This is a genomic window from uncultured Romboutsia sp., assembly GCF_958366745.1.
Lineage (GTDB): Bacteria > Bacillota > Clostridia > Peptostreptococcales > Peptostreptococcaceae > Romboutsia > Romboutsia timonensis.
Genome location: NZ_CATXCO010000011.1, coordinates 14,142 through 29,713, shown reverse-complemented (window position 1 = coordinate 29,713; position 15,572 = coordinate 14,142). Strand labels below are relative to the sequence as shown.

At 29.0% G+C, this 15,572-nt stretch carries 17 protein-coding genes; all 17 read right to left on the bottom strand.

Going from position 1 to position 15,572, the window contains the following annotated elements:
• Positions 1–153 precede the first annotated feature (153 nt).
• The 17 genes from Q5F54_RS02020 to fliG are packed head-to-tail and all read right to left on the bottom strand — an operon-like array spanning position 154 to position 15,568.
• The gene (locus tag Q5F54_RS02020; RefSeq protein WP_288525499.1) at positions 154–915 is read right to left on the bottom strand and encodes a flagellar hook-basal body complex protein; all 762 of its coding nucleotides are present in this window, start codon (positions 913–915) and stop codon (positions 154–156) included.
• A gap of 21 nt (positions 916–936) precedes the next feature.
• Complete coding sequence (locus tag Q5F54_RS02015) at positions 937–1,710, bottom strand: flagellar hook-basal body complex protein (RefSeq protein ID WP_302333921.1); 774 nt, start codon at positions 1,708–1,710, stop codon at positions 937–939.
• 12 nt (positions 1,711–1,722) lie between these two features.
• A complete protein-coding gene (locus Q5F54_RS02010; protein ID WP_074010947.1) occupies positions 1,723–2,436 on the bottom strand; it encodes a sigma-70 family RNA polymerase sigma factor in 714 nt (237 codons plus the stop codon).
• 15 nt (positions 2,437–2,451) lie between these two features.
• Positions 2,452–4,509, bottom strand: coding sequence for a flagellar biosynthesis protein FlhA (flhA, locus tag Q5F54_RS02005; RefSeq protein WP_288563936.1), 2,058 nt, complete (start codon positions 4,507–4,509; stop codon positions 2,452–2,454).
• A gap of 20 nt (positions 4,510–4,529) precedes the next feature.
• Positions 4,530–6,353: a fused FliR family export protein/FlhB family type III secretion system protein gene (locus tag Q5F54_RS02000; RefSeq protein WP_302333920.1), complete on the bottom strand. Its 1,824-nt coding sequence runs from the start codon at positions 6,351–6,353 to the stop codon at positions 4,530–4,532.
• A gap of 5 nt (positions 6,354–6,358) precedes the next feature.
• Complete coding sequence (gene fliQ / locus Q5F54_RS01995) at positions 6,359–6,628, bottom strand: flagellar biosynthesis protein FliQ (RefSeq protein WP_071119230.1); 270 nt, start codon at positions 6,626–6,628, stop codon at positions 6,359–6,361.
• A gap of 15 nt (positions 6,629–6,643) precedes the next feature.
• Positions 6,644–7,312 (bottom strand): flagellar type III secretion system pore protein FliP, encoded by a 669-nt coding sequence (gene fliP, locus Q5F54_RS01990; RefSeq protein ID WP_288563934.1) that lies wholly within the window; start codon positions 7,310–7,312, stop codon positions 6,644–6,646.
• A 28-nt stretch (positions 7,313–7,340) separates the two neighbouring features.
• Complete coding sequence (locus Q5F54_RS01985; protein WP_071119228.1) at positions 7,341–7,775, bottom strand: hypothetical protein; 435 nt, start codon at positions 7,773–7,775, stop codon at positions 7,341–7,343.
• 45 nt (positions 7,776–7,820) lie between these two features.
• Positions 7,821–8,549, bottom strand: a complete 729-nt coding sequence (locus Q5F54_RS01980; protein ID WP_302333919.1) for an OmpA family protein — start codon at positions 8,547–8,549, stop codon at positions 7,821–7,823.
• A 2-nt stretch (positions 8,550–8,551) separates the two neighbouring features.
• Positions 8,552–9,349 (bottom strand): motility protein A, encoded by a 798-nt coding sequence (locus Q5F54_RS01975; protein WP_288247604.1) that lies wholly within the window; start codon positions 9,347–9,349, stop codon positions 8,552–8,554.
• A gap of 16 nt (positions 9,350–9,365) precedes the next feature.
• The gene (locus Q5F54_RS01970) at positions 9,366–10,214 is read right to left on the bottom strand and encodes a flagellar hook-basal body complex protein (RefSeq protein ID WP_302333918.1); all 849 of its coding nucleotides are present in this window, start codon (positions 10,212–10,214) and stop codon (positions 9,366–9,368) included.
• Between the two features lie 39 nt (positions 10,215–10,253).
• The gene (locus tag Q5F54_RS01965) at positions 10,254–10,763 is read right to left on the bottom strand and encodes a flagellar hook assembly protein FlgD (protein ID WP_294131662.1); all 510 of its coding nucleotides are present in this window, start codon (positions 10,761–10,763) and stop codon (positions 10,254–10,256) included.
• A gap of 21 nt (positions 10,764–10,784) precedes the next feature.
• Positions 10,785–11,960, bottom strand: a complete 1,176-nt coding sequence (locus Q5F54_RS01960; protein WP_302333917.1) for a flagellar hook-length control protein FliK — start codon at positions 11,958–11,960, stop codon at positions 10,785–10,787.
• Positions 11,961–11,975: 15 nt separating this feature from the next.
• Positions 11,976–12,413, bottom strand: coding sequence for a flagellar export protein FliJ (fliJ, locus tag Q5F54_RS01955; protein WP_302333916.1), 438 nt, complete (start codon positions 12,411–12,413; stop codon positions 11,976–11,978).
• Between the two features lie 14 nt (positions 12,414–12,427).
• Entirely contained in the window at positions 12,428–13,735 is a 1,308-nt protein-coding gene (fliI, locus tag Q5F54_RS01950; RefSeq protein ID WP_281538650.1) for a flagellar protein export ATPase FliI, read from the bottom strand.
• The gene (locus Q5F54_RS01945) at positions 13,732–14,529 is read right to left on the bottom strand and encodes a FliH/SctL family protein (protein ID WP_302333915.1); all 798 of its coding nucleotides are present in this window, start codon (positions 14,527–14,529) and stop codon (positions 13,732–13,734) included. Before Q5F54_RS01945 ends, fliI begins: the two co-directional genes overlap by 4 nt.
• Positions 14,510–15,568: a flagellar motor switch protein FliG gene (fliG, locus tag Q5F54_RS01940; RefSeq protein ID WP_242873370.1), complete on the bottom strand. Its 1,059-nt coding sequence runs from the start codon at positions 15,566–15,568 to the stop codon at positions 14,510–14,512. The genes Q5F54_RS01945 and fliG overlap by 20 nt, the downstream gene beginning before the upstream one ends.
• Positions 15,569–15,572 lie beyond the last annotated feature (4 nt).

Here is a 15,572-nt window from a genome sequence, read left to right as displayed (position 1 = left end):
TTCGTAAGCTAAGAATAAGTTTACATTTTTACAGAATTCTTCTGAAACTACAGATAAGAATCTCATATTATCACTTGAGTATCTTTGTGGCTTTTTAAAGTCATATACTCTTACATTTTCATCCATAATTAAAACCTACCTCCTCTCAAGATATTATCTACTTCTAAGGTTATTTATCATTCCCCACATCTCATTTGTAGACTGCATTGCCCTACTATTAAATTGAAATGCTCTTTGTGCCATAATTAAATCAGTCATTTCTGCTTGCATACTTACATTAGACATTTCAACATATCCTTGATGAAGTTTTGGATTTTCTACCGTTGTAAGTGTAGCTCCATCATTAAGAGCAAATAAATTATCTCCAACTGATGTAAAATCATTATTACCTTGTGGCATATATAGAGTTATACTACCCACATTTTGTTTATTTAGAAATACTTGTCCATTATTGCTTATTGTAAGATCTCCATTTGATAAATTTAAACCTTGACCATTAATACCTTGATTATAAGTTATGTCTAAGATATTTCCAGAATCGTCAACTAACTTTCCATTTGAGTCAAAACTAAATTCTCCATTTCTAGTGTACTTGTATGTTCCATCATTTGATATTACTCTAAAATATCCATCTCCATCTATTGCTATTTCTGTATTTATACCAGTTTCCTTTAATGCACCTTGAGTTAAGTTTCTAGTCGCACTTGATAATTTTACTCCAGTTCCAGTTATTAAATTATCTCCATTATGTGGATATGATTGTCTAGATAAAGTATCTGTATATAAATCTAGAAAACCTGAATCTAGTTTTTTATAACCTACAGTTTGTGAGTTTGCTATATTATTAGAAATAATATCAATTTTTCCTTGATTAGCAGACATTCCAGTTATACTGTTGTTCATTATGTTATACATTGATATTTCCTCCTATTAATATTATTTTACTCTACCTATATCACTTGCTATTTGCCCAAGTATTGAGTCTATAGTTTGGATAACCTTTTGATTTGCTTCAAATTCATTGACAGTTTCCATCATCATAGCTATCTCATTTGTAGAATCTACATTTGAACCTTCTAAATATTTTTGCTTTATACTGTAATTGTTAGAGTTAAATCCTCCCTCTCCTTTATACAGATTATTTCCATATTTAGTTAGGTTATCATAATTTTCAAAATCAACTATATTGAATTTATACTTATTTTCTCCATTTATCATTACGCTATTATCAGGTGATATGCTAATAAGGTCTGTACCTACATATATTCTTTCAGAATTTCCTGTTTGGGTATTTGTACCCATAACATATTCTCCAGAATTAGTTACTAAGTAACCTTGATGGTTTACTTTAAATGAACCATCTCTTGTATAGTAAGTATTATTTGCATCATCAGAGACTTGGAAAAATCCACTCCCAACTATTGCAAAATCTGTATTGTTATCAGTTGAAACTAAGCTTCCTTGATTATAGCTAGTAAAAGTATCATCTATTCTAACTCCAAAACTTAAAGAACCTAAGTCTTTTACATTAGAAACTCCATTTTCATAACTATCTTTATTATGTAGTAACATCTCATCAAAGCTTTTTGCTACTACAGTTTGACCTTTATATCCTGTTGTGTTTATATTTGCTAAATTATTAGTTATAACACCTTGCCTTGCTTGTAAAGTTAACATTGAAGACACAGATGCATACATACTTCTAAGCATGTTAATTCCTCCTTAATCAATATACTTTAACTTTTTCATAGCAGCTCTTAAATTAGAAATAGCTCTATTATTTAATTGGGAAACTCTTGATTCTGATACTCCAAGTATTTCCCCAATTTCTTTTAAAGTTAACTCTTCATAATAATAAAGAGATAATACTAATCGATCTTTTTCTTTTAACATGTCTATTGCTTTAGCTAACACATCTTGAAGCTCCTTTTGCTCAAAGGCTTCTTCTGGGCAAAGAATATCTTCATCTTCAATAGTATCTATAATACTAAATTCTTTTTCACCTTCTGAAACTGTATGGTCTATGGATATATTACTTGAAGTTTTCATTTTATTTCTAATACTAATTACTTCTTTTTTAGTTATATCCATATATTGTGCAATTTCATCTTCACTTGGCTTTCTAAAAAGCTTTTGTTGCAATTGATCTACACATTTATTGTATTCCTTTATTTTGCTCATATAAGTTCTTGATACTGGTGAGTATTTTCTTATTTCGTCTATTATAAATGAAGATACTCTGATTGAAGCATAAGTTGAAAATTTTACGCCTCTACTTTCATCAAACTTTTTTCTTGCATCTATAAGTCCCATAACGCCATAACTAACTAAATCTTCATAGTCTAATCCTATTTTATCTGTATAATACTTAGATGCTATATTTTTAACAATATTCATATTATTCACTATGAATTCTTCTTGACTTTGAGTAGTCACAATACACACCTCCTACTATATATTGACTATACCTTGAGCCTTTATCTGAACATCACTTGGTATTTCATTTAGTGATAAAACTGTTATATTTGGGAATACCATATCAACTAACTTTCTAAAAGGCGCTCTTATTTTTGGAGAAACTAATAGTATAGTTCTATTATTATTAAAATGAATACTCTCTACTGTATTTTGTATACTAGAGAATATTTTGTTTGTTGTATCTGGATCTATTGCTGGATACGTTCCGTTTATAGATCTTTGTAAGCTGTTTCCTATAATATTTTCAACTTCTAAAGATAAAGTAGCTACTGTTATAGAATTAGTTTCATCTACTAATCCAGCACAAATACTTCTACTCATAGCCATCCTTACATACTCAGTTAAAAGTTCTATATCCTTTGTATTTCTTGCATTATCAGCTAAAGTTTCTAGAATTGTAACTCTATCTTTTATAGATATTTTTTCTCTTAATAAGTTTTGTAATACTTTTTGAACCTCTCCTAAAGTCATTAAATCTGGGATTAATTCATCAACAACAGCACTATATCTTTCTTTAGCTGAATCTATAATTAACTTAACTTCTTGTCTTCCAATAAGTTCATGTGCTTTTGATTTTATTATTTCTAACAAGTGAGTAACTAATATTGTTGTTGGATCTACAACAGTTAAACCATATAACTCAGCTTCTTCTGCTTTATCAGAATTTATCCATAATGCATCAAGACCAAATGTAGGTTCTTTAACTCTTATTCCATCAATATCAATTTCACCACCCATAGGATTCATACATAATAACATTGTTGGCATAAGATCGTATGTAGCCACCACATTTCCTTTTATTTTTATACTATATTGATTTGGATTTAGTTGAAGATTATCTCTGATTCTTATTGGCTGTACCAATATCCCCATATCAATTGCACATTGTCTTCTTATAGAAACTATTCTTTGTAATAAATCGCCACCATTTGCTTCATCAGCAAGTGGTATAAGACCATATCCAATTTCAACTTCTATTGGTTCAACATTTATAAGGCTTGATACATCTTCTGCCATTTCTAAACTAGGTTTGGCTTCTTCAACATCATTTTGTACAGCTTCTAATTCTTCATTTTTTTCTTTTTCTTCTTTATTTAATAAAAATGAAGTAGCTAATGCACCAGCACCTAATGTGAAAAACGATAATTTAGGAAGTCCTGGAAGAAATCCTAAAACTAATAAAACTGCTCCTGTCATCCCAATAGTTACAGGTGCAGATGTTAACTGCTTACCTAAAAGATTACCAAAATTCTTTTCACTACTAGACTTTGTAACTAGTATACCTGCAGATACAGATATTAATAATGCTGATATCTGACTTACAAGACCATCTCCTATAGTAAGTCTTATAAAGTTTTGTACTGCTTCACCAAAACTCATATTCATCATAACAACACCAATAATAATTCCACCTATTACATTTATTATTGTTACAATTATACCTGCTATTGCATCTCCTTTTACGAATTTAGATGCACCATCCATAGCCCCATAAAAGTCAACTTCTTGTTGTAATTCTGATCTCTTTTTTCTGGCAGTTTTTTCATCTATTATTCCTGCACCTAAATCTGCATCTATACTCATTTGTTTACCAGGCATTGCATCAAGAGTAAATCTTGCAGATACCTCTGATACCCTACCTGAACCATTTGTTATTACCACAAATTGTACTATCATTATAATTAAGAATATAATTACGCCAACTACATAATTTCCACCAACAACGAAGCTACCAAATGATTCTATAACACTTCCTGCGTAACCTTGTCCTAATATAAGTCTTGTTGATGATATATTTAAACCTAATCTAAATAATGTTGTAACAAGCAATATTGTAGGGAACATAGATAGCTGTAATATATTAGTTGAAAAAAGAGTTAGTAATAATATAAGAACTGATAAAGCTATATTTACTGATAATAATATATCCAATGCAAAAGGCGGAAGTGGTATTATTATCATTAATACTATTCCTAGTATTGCAAATCCAGCAAATATATCAAATTTACTTTTTAAATTTAATTTATCCATACTAAACCTCGTCTTTATTTCTACTTGTATTTATTTTTTATCTTATAAACAGCTACTAATACTTCCGCAACTGCTTTATACATTTCTTCTGGTATTTCTTGATCTATATCAACCTCTTTATAAATAAGTCTTGCTAGAGGTACATTTTCGATAATCGGTATATCATGACTTTTGGCTATTTCTCTTATTCTAAATGCAACTTCATCTGCACCTTTTGCAACTACAATCGGAGTTGTATCTTTTCCTTGTTCATATCTTATCGCTATAGATATATGAGTAGGATTTGTTACAATCACAGTGGATGATGGAACAGCTTGCATCATTCTTTGATTTGCCATTTGTCTTTGTTTTTGTTTTATCTTTCCTTTTATATGAGGGTCTCCTTCCATCTGTTTATATTCTTCTTTGACTTCTTGCTTTGTCATCTTTAAGCCTTTTTTGTGACTAAACTTTTCATATCCATAGTCAAGTGCTGCTACAACAGCTACTGCTAATGTTATACTAGTTAAAATACTTTTTATAAGGTCAAGTACTATATTAAACATATATGGTAAATAGATATCCCCACTTTTTATTATTCCTTCAAAGTTCTTACTCATAAATGAATATCCAAGATATATCATTATACATATAACAACCATACTTTTTATAAGATTTACTATTGCTTTCATTGAAAACATATTTTTTAATCCTGTTAATGGATTTAATTTAGAAAACTTCGGTTTCAAACTTTCCATTGAAAAGAACAAACCTGTTTGAATTAAACTACCTAAAATTCCAAATACCATAATAATTAAGCTTATTGGCAAAACAATCTTCATAAAAGACATCATTACCTTAAACATTAATATTTTTATAGTATTATCATTCATAGTCATACTAAAATCACCACTTAGTATATTAACTATAAATCCTTGAAGTTCAGAAATTATACTTCCTGACATCATGTATATTACAACTAATATAGCTATAAAAGTCATAGCTTTATTTACTTCCGCACTTTTTGCTATATTACCTTGTTTCCTTGCATCTTTTTTCTTCTTAGGTGTTGGCTCTTCTGTTTTATCACTCATAGATAACAGAAATCCAACTGTGCCTATATTTGAAATTGCATCACTATTCATGCTAAGAGTTCCATCTAAAATAGATGGTATTTGATTAAATAAATGGTGCATTTTATTAATTAAAAATGGTAATGCTATCATTATAAATATAATTCCCATTAATAATTTTAACGGCATACTTACTACCATAACATTTAATTGAGGAACACTCTTTGATATAAAACCAATTAGTAACTCTGCAATAAGTAATGATAAAATCATAGGAACTGCTATTTTTATTCCAATTATAAAACATTGAACAAATACATTTATTACATAGTCAAAGTTTCCGCTAAGTATTAGTTGACCTACTTTAACTAAGTTAAAGCTATTTTGTATCCCCGCTATTAACTGGTGATGTCCATTCATGCTAAAAAAAATCATTACTCCTAACCAATATAAAATAGTTTCAATTAATGTATTTTGAGTATTAGTATTTGGATCATATATACTTGCCATAGATAAACCTAATTGCTGGTCAATTAAACTCCCTGCTATTTTTAAACTATTGAAACACATATTAGTTATAAAGCCAAATACTAATCCTGTTAATGTTTCCATTAATGCATATATAATAAGTTGACTAAGTGAATGAACAGCTATATCTGCTTGTATAAAAGGAGATATTATAAATGAGATAAATATAGAAAACATCACTTTAAATACCTTAGGAGTTCCACTTGGAAATATTACATTTATACAGCCAAGGAACGTTAATATCCTTATAAATACAAATATCATTTATCTCATCCCTTTACATTTGCTATTATATTCATAATCTCATTTGTAAAAACTACTAACTTATTAAGCATCCAACTCCCTCCAACAAGAAGTATTGTTGCTATAGCTATTAATTTAGGTACAAATGTTAATGTTTGTTCTTGTATTTGAGTTGCTGCTTGGAATACACTAACTAGCAAACCAATTACCAATGCTATTATTAATATTGGACCTGCTACCATTAATGCAGTAGATAAAGCTTTCGTTATTATTCCCATTATCATCTGTTCACTCATAATGTCATCTCCTTGCTAATTAAAACTTAAAATTAAAGATTTAATTAATAAATTCCATCCGTCTACCATTATAAATAATAAAAGTTTAAAAGGCAGAGAAATCATAGCTGGTGGTAGCATAAACATCCCCATCGACATCAATGCACTTGATACTACCAAATCTATTAATAAGAATGGTAAATATATTAAAAATCCAATTTGAAACGCAGTTTTTAATTCACTTATTGCAAACGCTGGTACTAGTACTTGTAATGGTAAATTTTCTCTTGTTGCATCATTTTTATCAATACGAGCACTATCTAAAAATAATTTTATGTCTTCATCTCTAGTTTGTTTTAATAAAAATTCTTTCATAGGAATTTGAGCTTTTTCTATTCCCTCTTGAAAAGTTATTTTTTCTTCTCTATATGGCTGTATAGCCTCTTTATTAATCTTATCTACTACTGGTGACATAATAAATATTGTCAATACTAATGCTATACCTACTAGTATTTGATTAGGTATAGATTGTTGAGCTCCTAAAGCTGATTTTAAAAATGAGAATGTAATGATTATTCTTACAAAACTTGTCATCATAAAGATGATAGTCGGTAAAAACATCATAAATGTCATTACTATAAATAACTTTATTAAAGGAGTAAATTCTTGCTGATGATTTGATACTAATCCAACTAAATCATTCATACATACGTCCCCCTTTTTCTAGTAATTTCTATTTTTTATTAAATAAAAGTCTATCCGAATTATTAAAGTTTGAAAATTTTGACTTATTCTTTTTTGAAAACATATTCTTTTTATTTTTTTTGTTCTTTAATCCAAAGTTAGATATATTAAATTTATCAACATCTATTTGTGATAAATCTATCCCATAGCTTTCTTTCATATCATATATTTGAGCTATTTCTTCTTTACTTAATACTTTTATTTTTTCAGTTTTAGAAGGTGATGAAGCTAGTACACATCCTTCATCACCCATTTCTAAAACAAATATACTTGTATCTTTATTTAAGTTAGTTCTTTCTAGGACTTTAACATACTTATGCTTATTAATATTATCTGAGTTAAATTTAGTTAACTTTATTGAAGCTATTATTAAAATAATAGTAATAGGTATAAATATTATTAAGTTTATTATATAATGCAACATAATTTATTTTCCCTTCCTATTTCTTAACTTTCTCCTCAAACTTTATTACTTATTTTTTACATTATTGTTTTTATTTTCAGTTTTTGATTCTCTTTCTTCAACTACTAAAATATCAACTCTTCTGTTTTTAGCTTTATTTTCAGGTGTATCATTAGGAACAATAGGATTAAATTCTCCATACCCTTTAAGCGAAATTCTATTAGGATTTATATTTTTATTTTCTATTAAATACCTTACTATACTTAAAGCTCTTTCTGTAGAAAGCTCCCAGTTAGACCTATATGCTGCACTATTTATAGGAACATTATCTGTATTTCCTTCTGCAACAATTTCATTATCTGTTTCTTGTATTATTTTAGCTATTGTATCAAGAACATTTATGCTCTCACTTTTTATTTCTGCTTTACCTGAATCAAATAATATTGACTCATCAACTTGAAGTACTATTCCTCTTTCTTCTTCTCTTATTTTAATTTCGTCTGTAAGAGAATTTTTTTCTATTATTTCATTTAGCTTTGCAGCTAAATCTTCATACTTAGTACCTTTTTCAAGCTCAACCTTTAAATCATCTATACTTTGAACTTCTTCAATAGATGAATCACCTGTTAAAGAATATTGTAATGCCTCTGATAATTTTTTTAGTTTTTCACTGTCTACTGCTGATATCGAATATAGTAGTATAAAAAATGTTAGTAGCAATGTCATGGTGTCTGCAAAGGTATCCATCCATCCATCGGTTCTTATTTCATCATCCTTTTTTTTCTTACGAGCCATGATTAAGCAACCTCACTTGATGAATTTTCATAATATGCTTTTCTATCTTTTTCATTTAAGTGTGTTATTAATTTTTCTTCCATTGCTCTTACACTGTCACCATTTTGTATACTTTGTAATCCACAAACTACCATTTCTAAATACTCTATTTCTTTTTCACCTTTAGATTCAATGTTAAATCCAATTGGGTTAAATATCATATTAGTAAATAATGCTCCATAAAGTGTAGTTATAAGTGCAGTACTCATACCCGAAGCTATATCATCTGGTGACCCCATATCAGATAGCATTTGTATAAGACCTATAAGTGTACCAACCATACCAAAGGCAGGTGCATAAGATCCCCAAAGTTTGAATATCTTAGAACTACTGCCATATACTTTTTCTTTTTCATTTAACTCTATTTCTAATATTTCTTTTACCGATTCTGCATCTACACCATCAACAATTAATTCAAGACCTTTTTTTAAGAATGGGTCTTCCATTTCAGCTACTTGTTGTTCTATTGCAAGTATTCCATCTTTTCTAATTATTTTTGAAAGTTCTTTGAATTGATCAACTAAATCAACTTTATTAACGCTTGGTGAAACTATACTCATTTTTAATGCACTAGGAATTCTCTTTACAGTATCTAAATCAAAAGTTATTAATACTGCTGCAAATGAACCTCCTACAGTTATAAGGAATGATGGTATATCGATAAACATACCAACTCCACCTTTCCCCTGTGCTATAGCAAAGAATATAAATCCTATTGCTAATACTAATCCTATTGGTGTTAGAATATCATTCTTCTTCATTCTCTACCACCTCTTATTATCTCTTAAGATTTACAATTTCTTGAAGTAGTTCATCACTAGTAGTTATTACTTTACTTGCTGCTTGGAATGCTCTAGTTGTAACTATCATTTCTGTAAATTCTTCTGATAAGTCAACGTTAGACATTTCTATAGCACCTTGAGTTATCTTTCCAAATACAGGGTTCTTTATTGGTTCGCCTGAGTTTGCAGTTTCTCCATATATATTTCCTCCAAGTTGCTCTAAACCTTCATCATTTTGGAATACTGATATTTGTAAAACTTGTTTATCTCCCTTTATTACAGCTCCATCAACATCTAATTGTGGCATTTTTGTACCATCAGCTAACAAATATGAAATAGAACCATCACTAGCAATGTTAAATGATACTACTTTTTGATTAACACCATTAGCATTTTCAACTTCTTCTGGTATTAATATAGGATTATCACCTTCACCTAAAACCTTATAACCTTGTGATGTTACAAGGTTTCCATTCATATCTAAACTAAAAGATCCATCTCTTGTATATCCCTTTTGATTTGGACCTACTTCAACAGTGAAGAATCCATCTCCATCAATAGCTAAGTCTGTATCTCTTCCTGTTGTTTGTAATGAACCTTGTACCATGTTCTTTAATATACCACTTACTTTAACACCTATACCAACTTGCCCTGGGTTAACCCCTCCACTTGTAGCTGTTGGTGCACTTGGGTATATTGAACTTTGATATAGTGCATCTGCAAATCTTGTGCTTGTCTTTTTATATGCTGTTGTTCCTACGTTTGCTACATTGTTACCTACAACGTCCATTTTCGTCTGATTTGATTTCATAGCACTTATTCCTGAATACATCGATCTTAACATACTACTTCTCCTCCGTTTATATATTTAAAATTATATTTATTAACCATTTACCTTTATAAGAGCTCCATACTCAACTTCGATTATATTTTCACTTTGAGAATCTTTAACGTTCATATATACAACTCCATCTTTAATGTGTATACTTTCTACCTTTCCAGATATTGTTTTTACGTCTTCATCTACCCTTTGTCCACTCTCAATTGGTGCATATACTTCAACTTCTTTTCCAATAAGATTAGTTGCACTTCCTACTGCCGAGTTTGCTAAAATCCCATTAGTCATTCCTATTAAATACTCTATATTTTCATTTAAAGCCATTGATTGCTCAAGCATATTAAACTGTGCTAACTGAGTAATATATTGCGTAGGATCTTGTGAGTTAAATGGATCTTGATTTTTCATTTGAGCTACAAGAAGTTTAAGAAATAAATCTTTATCTGAATTGTCATTACCTGAAACTATAGTCGTTCCATTTTCAGTTTTATTAACAGCTCTTGACCTTAAACTACTAGTATCATTCATTGAGGTACCTGTGTTTATGCTTGTCATTTTTATTAGTCCTCACTTTCATTAAATTAATATGTTTAAATTATCGTCATCTTTGTTATGTTCACTATTGTGTAATTCTTCTATTATTTGATTATTATTTTTTTTATTCTTATTACTATTGTTTTGATTAAACCTTCTGTCTTGATTAAACTCTTTATTTAAGTTATCAGAAAATAAATTTTCATTTTCTGACTTTACATTTATAACAATGTCTTTTATATTGATATCTGTATCATTAAGATGCTTTTTTATATCTTCTATATTTTTATTTACAAGGTCTAATATGTTATTATCATCAACTGTTATTAATAAATTTGAATGTTCTTTATTCTTAGATAACTTTATGCTTATTTCTCCCAAATTTCTTGGATTAAGTTTTACATTTAGCTCTTCTAAATCACTATTTTTCATATACTTTACAGATTTAATAATATCTTCTGTTATAAACTCTTGCCTAATTTCTGTAACTGGTTGGGGTATATCGTTACTTGTGCTATTTCTATATACAGTATTAAATTCATTAATTCCTACAAAGGAATTTATATATGAATTATCATCAGATGATACAATATTTTCTAAATATTCAATATCATTACTTGTACCTTTAGAATTTTTATATTCATCTATTTTAGATTGATTTAAAATTCCTACTGTATCTAAGTTTTCATACATACTGTCTTCTTGGCTTGATTTGTCTAAATCCTTTATCTGATTTTTTATTTTATCTATTAGTGAATTTAAGCTTTCATTGATTTTATTTGAATTATTTCTGCCTTCATTGATAAGATAGTTAATATTGTTTATAATTTCTTTCATATCATTATTATTTAACTCTAATGAATAATTGCTTTCTGAACTTGTATGTAAGTTTTCAATAGCATCTAAAATATTTTTTGTATTTTCAACTTCGTTTAAGTTTAGTTTAGAATTTAATGATGATTTTATATTTTCTAAATCTGTTAAACTATCTATTTTTTCTGCTATATTAAACTTTTCATATAAGGTATAAATTAAATTATACAATATTAAGCTTTCATCAACATCCTCTTTATTGTTGGTATTTGTTCCACTATTTTCATCTTCTAACTTAAATTCACTAATAAAATCCTTGAATGTAGATAAACTGTCAGAACTTACCGATTTACTTTGTGATAAACTACTATCCCCCACCATATTACTTAAGTTTATATTAATCATACATTCACCTTTCTATTATAAGTTTGAAGTTTTTCTTATATATCCATATAAAGCAAATTCATCATTAGAAATCTGCTCTAATCGTTCTTCTTCTTTTTTTACTTCTAAAATTTTATTTTCTTTAAGCACTTCTAAAGATCGTCTTTTTATTCTTTTATCTATGAAATCTTTTTTTGCTTTTTCAAGTTCAATTTCTTTAGCTTCAAGTTCTTTTTCTGTGTCTTTTATAGTAGTGTTAAGATAAGATAAATAGTTCATAGTAATCTTTTGACTTATAGTGTCTTTTGCCCTACTTATATCAGAATACTTTTTATAATTGTTTTCTAATTCATGCAGCTTATTTTCTACTATATTTTTTTGATTTTGAGCCTTAGAATAAAATAACTTACTCTCTTCTTCTTCATTAACTCTTATATCTAATAGCTTCTGTAATTTAAACTTAAAATTGCTCATCTATAATCTCCTCTTTAGTCAAGCATATTAATTAATTTACTTTTACTTACTTCGAATTGAGATACTTCATTAACACCTTGTTTTAAGTATGAATTAACATTACCTATATATTTAATAGCTAAGTCTATTTCTTTATTTGATCCTTCTTCATAAGCACCAATATTTATTAAATCCTCAGCTTCTTTATAAGTTGCTAATATGTCTCTTGCCTTTGAAGCTGCCTTATTTTGTTCTTCTGTTGCAATTTCTTTCATAAGCCTACTTACACTATTAAGAATATCTATAGCCGGATAATGATTTTTATGTGCTAATTGTCTAGATAAAACTATATGCCCATCAAGTATCCCCCTTACTGTGTCTGCAATAGGTTCATTAAAATCATCACCATCAACAAGTACTGTATAAAATGCCGTTATAGACCCCTTATCTGACATACCCGTTCTTTCCATTAATTTAGGCAACATCGCAAACACCGATGGAGTATAACCTTTTTGTGCTGGAGGCTCTCCTATTGCTAAACCAACTTCCCTTTGAGCCATAGCAAAACGAGTTACTGAGTCCATCATAAGAAGTACTTTTTTACCTTTATCTCTAAAATATTCTGCTATAGATGTTGCAGTAAGTGCTCCTTTTAGTCTTACTAAAGGTGATTTATCAGATGTAGCACATACTACAACTGACTTTTTCATACCTTCTTCACCTAAATCTCGTTCTATAAAGTCTAAAACTTCTCTACCACGTTCACCTATTAAAGCTATTACGTTAACATCTGCTTCTGCTGTTCTAGCCATCATACCAAGAGTTGTACTTTTTCCAACTCCACTTCCTGCAAATATCCCAATACGTTGACCTTCTCCACAAGTTAAAAATCCATCTATTGCTCGTACTCCAGTCGGCATTATATTAGTTATTCTTGGTCTTTTCATAGGGTCTGGTGGCTCATTAGATAAACTGTAATTTTCTCCATCTAATATTGCTTCTCCATCAATTGGATGTCCAAGACCATCTAATATCTTTCCTAAAAGTTCATCACTACATCTAACATTTAGCGGAACTCCTTTACCAATAACCTTACATCCAGGACTAACTCCTACAAGTTCTCCTAGCGGCATAAGTATTACACAGTCTTCCTTAAATCCAACTACCTCACATTGGATTTCAGCTCCCATATTGTTATGGATTATACAAAGCTCTCCCACAAATGCCTTTATACCTTCAACCTCTACTGTAAGACCTATAACCTTTGATACCTTTCCTTCAAATGTTATTTTAGGTATAGAATTAATTTTATTTATTACATTTTCGAAATCTATATCAATCATAGCAACTCCTCTTTTATTTTTCCAATAACATCATCAATGCCAATGACTAATTTTCCATTCAAGCTTTCTATTAGTGCATTGCCTTTATCAACTGATTCATCAGATAAAATAAAAACGTCTTTATTAATAAGATTATTTTCTTTTAATTCTAAAATTTGTTTATCTAAACTTTCTTTATAAATAGGATTAACTCGTATTACAAAGTTTTCTTTTAACTCATATTCCTTTATTACATCTAAAATTAATAAATCCATAGATTCTTCATCTTCAAAATTTCTTCTTAGCACCTTTTCCGCAATAGATATTCCCATAGCTAAAATATTTTTTTTATTATTTTTTATATAAGATGCAACTTGATTATTAGCTTCAAGCATTATTTTATTTGCCTTATCAATTATTTCAGATGATTCATTTTTAGCTTTTTCTATGTTGTCTTCATAAGCTTCTTTGTAGCCATCTTCATATCCATTTTGTGTACCTTGTTCGTAACCTTCATGATATGCTCTTTTCTCTATTTCCACAGCTTTCTGATTCGTTTCAGCTAATATTTTTTCACTTTCAGTATTAGCTTGATTTAAAATTTCATCATATTTAATTTGAGCATCTATAAGCTTTTGATTTATTTTCTCTTCTAATCTTAATAGCTCTAATCTCTTTTCATTATGATTCTCAACTTCTTCATTAACAGGTAACTCTTCTTTTTCCTTGAAGTTAAAATAGTTTAAAGAAACTGTACCCTTAACCTTTACATAATCAGACTTAATTATATTATTACTATAAGACGAATTCTTCATCTGAACCTCTAGTTAATGTAATTTCTCCTATTTCTTCAAGCTTTCTGATTATGTTTACTATGTTTTGTTGAGATTCTTCAACTTGAGAAACCTTAGTTTTTCCAAGTAATTCTATCTCTTCTTTTAATGCAGCAGCAGCCCTTTGTGATTGGTTTCTATATATAGCATTTGAAACATCATTCGATGCTCCTTTAAGTGCGTATGCAATATCTTTAACATTAACTTCTTTAAGAATTCTTTGTATAGCTGTGTCTTCAAGTCTTACGATATCATCAAATACGAACATGCTAGCTTTAATTTCTTCTGCTAATTCTATGTTATTTTCTTCAATATATTTAATAATGCTCTTTTCAGTTTTTCTATCAACATTACTTAATATATCTATTAAACTGTCAACTCCACCTGATTTTTCAAGGTCTCTTTGACCTAATTTAGATAGCTTGTTTGTTACAGCTTCATCTATAGCCTTTATAATATTAGGAGATATAGATGAAGTTCCCCCTATTTTCAGAGAAACTTCATGTTTTATATCATCTGGTATTTCACTTAAAACCACTGCTGCTTTATCTGGTTGAAGATGCGAAAGTATAATTGCTATCGTTTGCGTACTTTCACCTTGTATGCAAGATAAAATTTGCTCTGGTTCTGCCTTTCTAGCAGCCATAAATAATTTTGTACACGTATCATACTTTATACCTTCTAATATTTTATTAGCCCTTTGATTGCCAAGAGCTCCATTAAGAAGAGATTTTGCAAAGTCCATACCACCTTGAAGAACAATATCTTGTCCCTTATTAACTTCTATAAATTCTTGTAGAATCTCTCTTCTCTCTCTTGTTCCTACTTTATGAATATTTGATATCTCTACACCTATCTTTTGTATATATTGATCAGGCAAGTTTTTTACTATATCAGCTGCTACATCTGCACCTAGTGTAATTAATAAAATAGCTGCCTTTCTAGCACCTGTAACTTTTCTAACCTTTGGTATATCCCCCAAGTCAAATGCATTTCCTAAATTAACACTTTCTTTTTCCAATTAT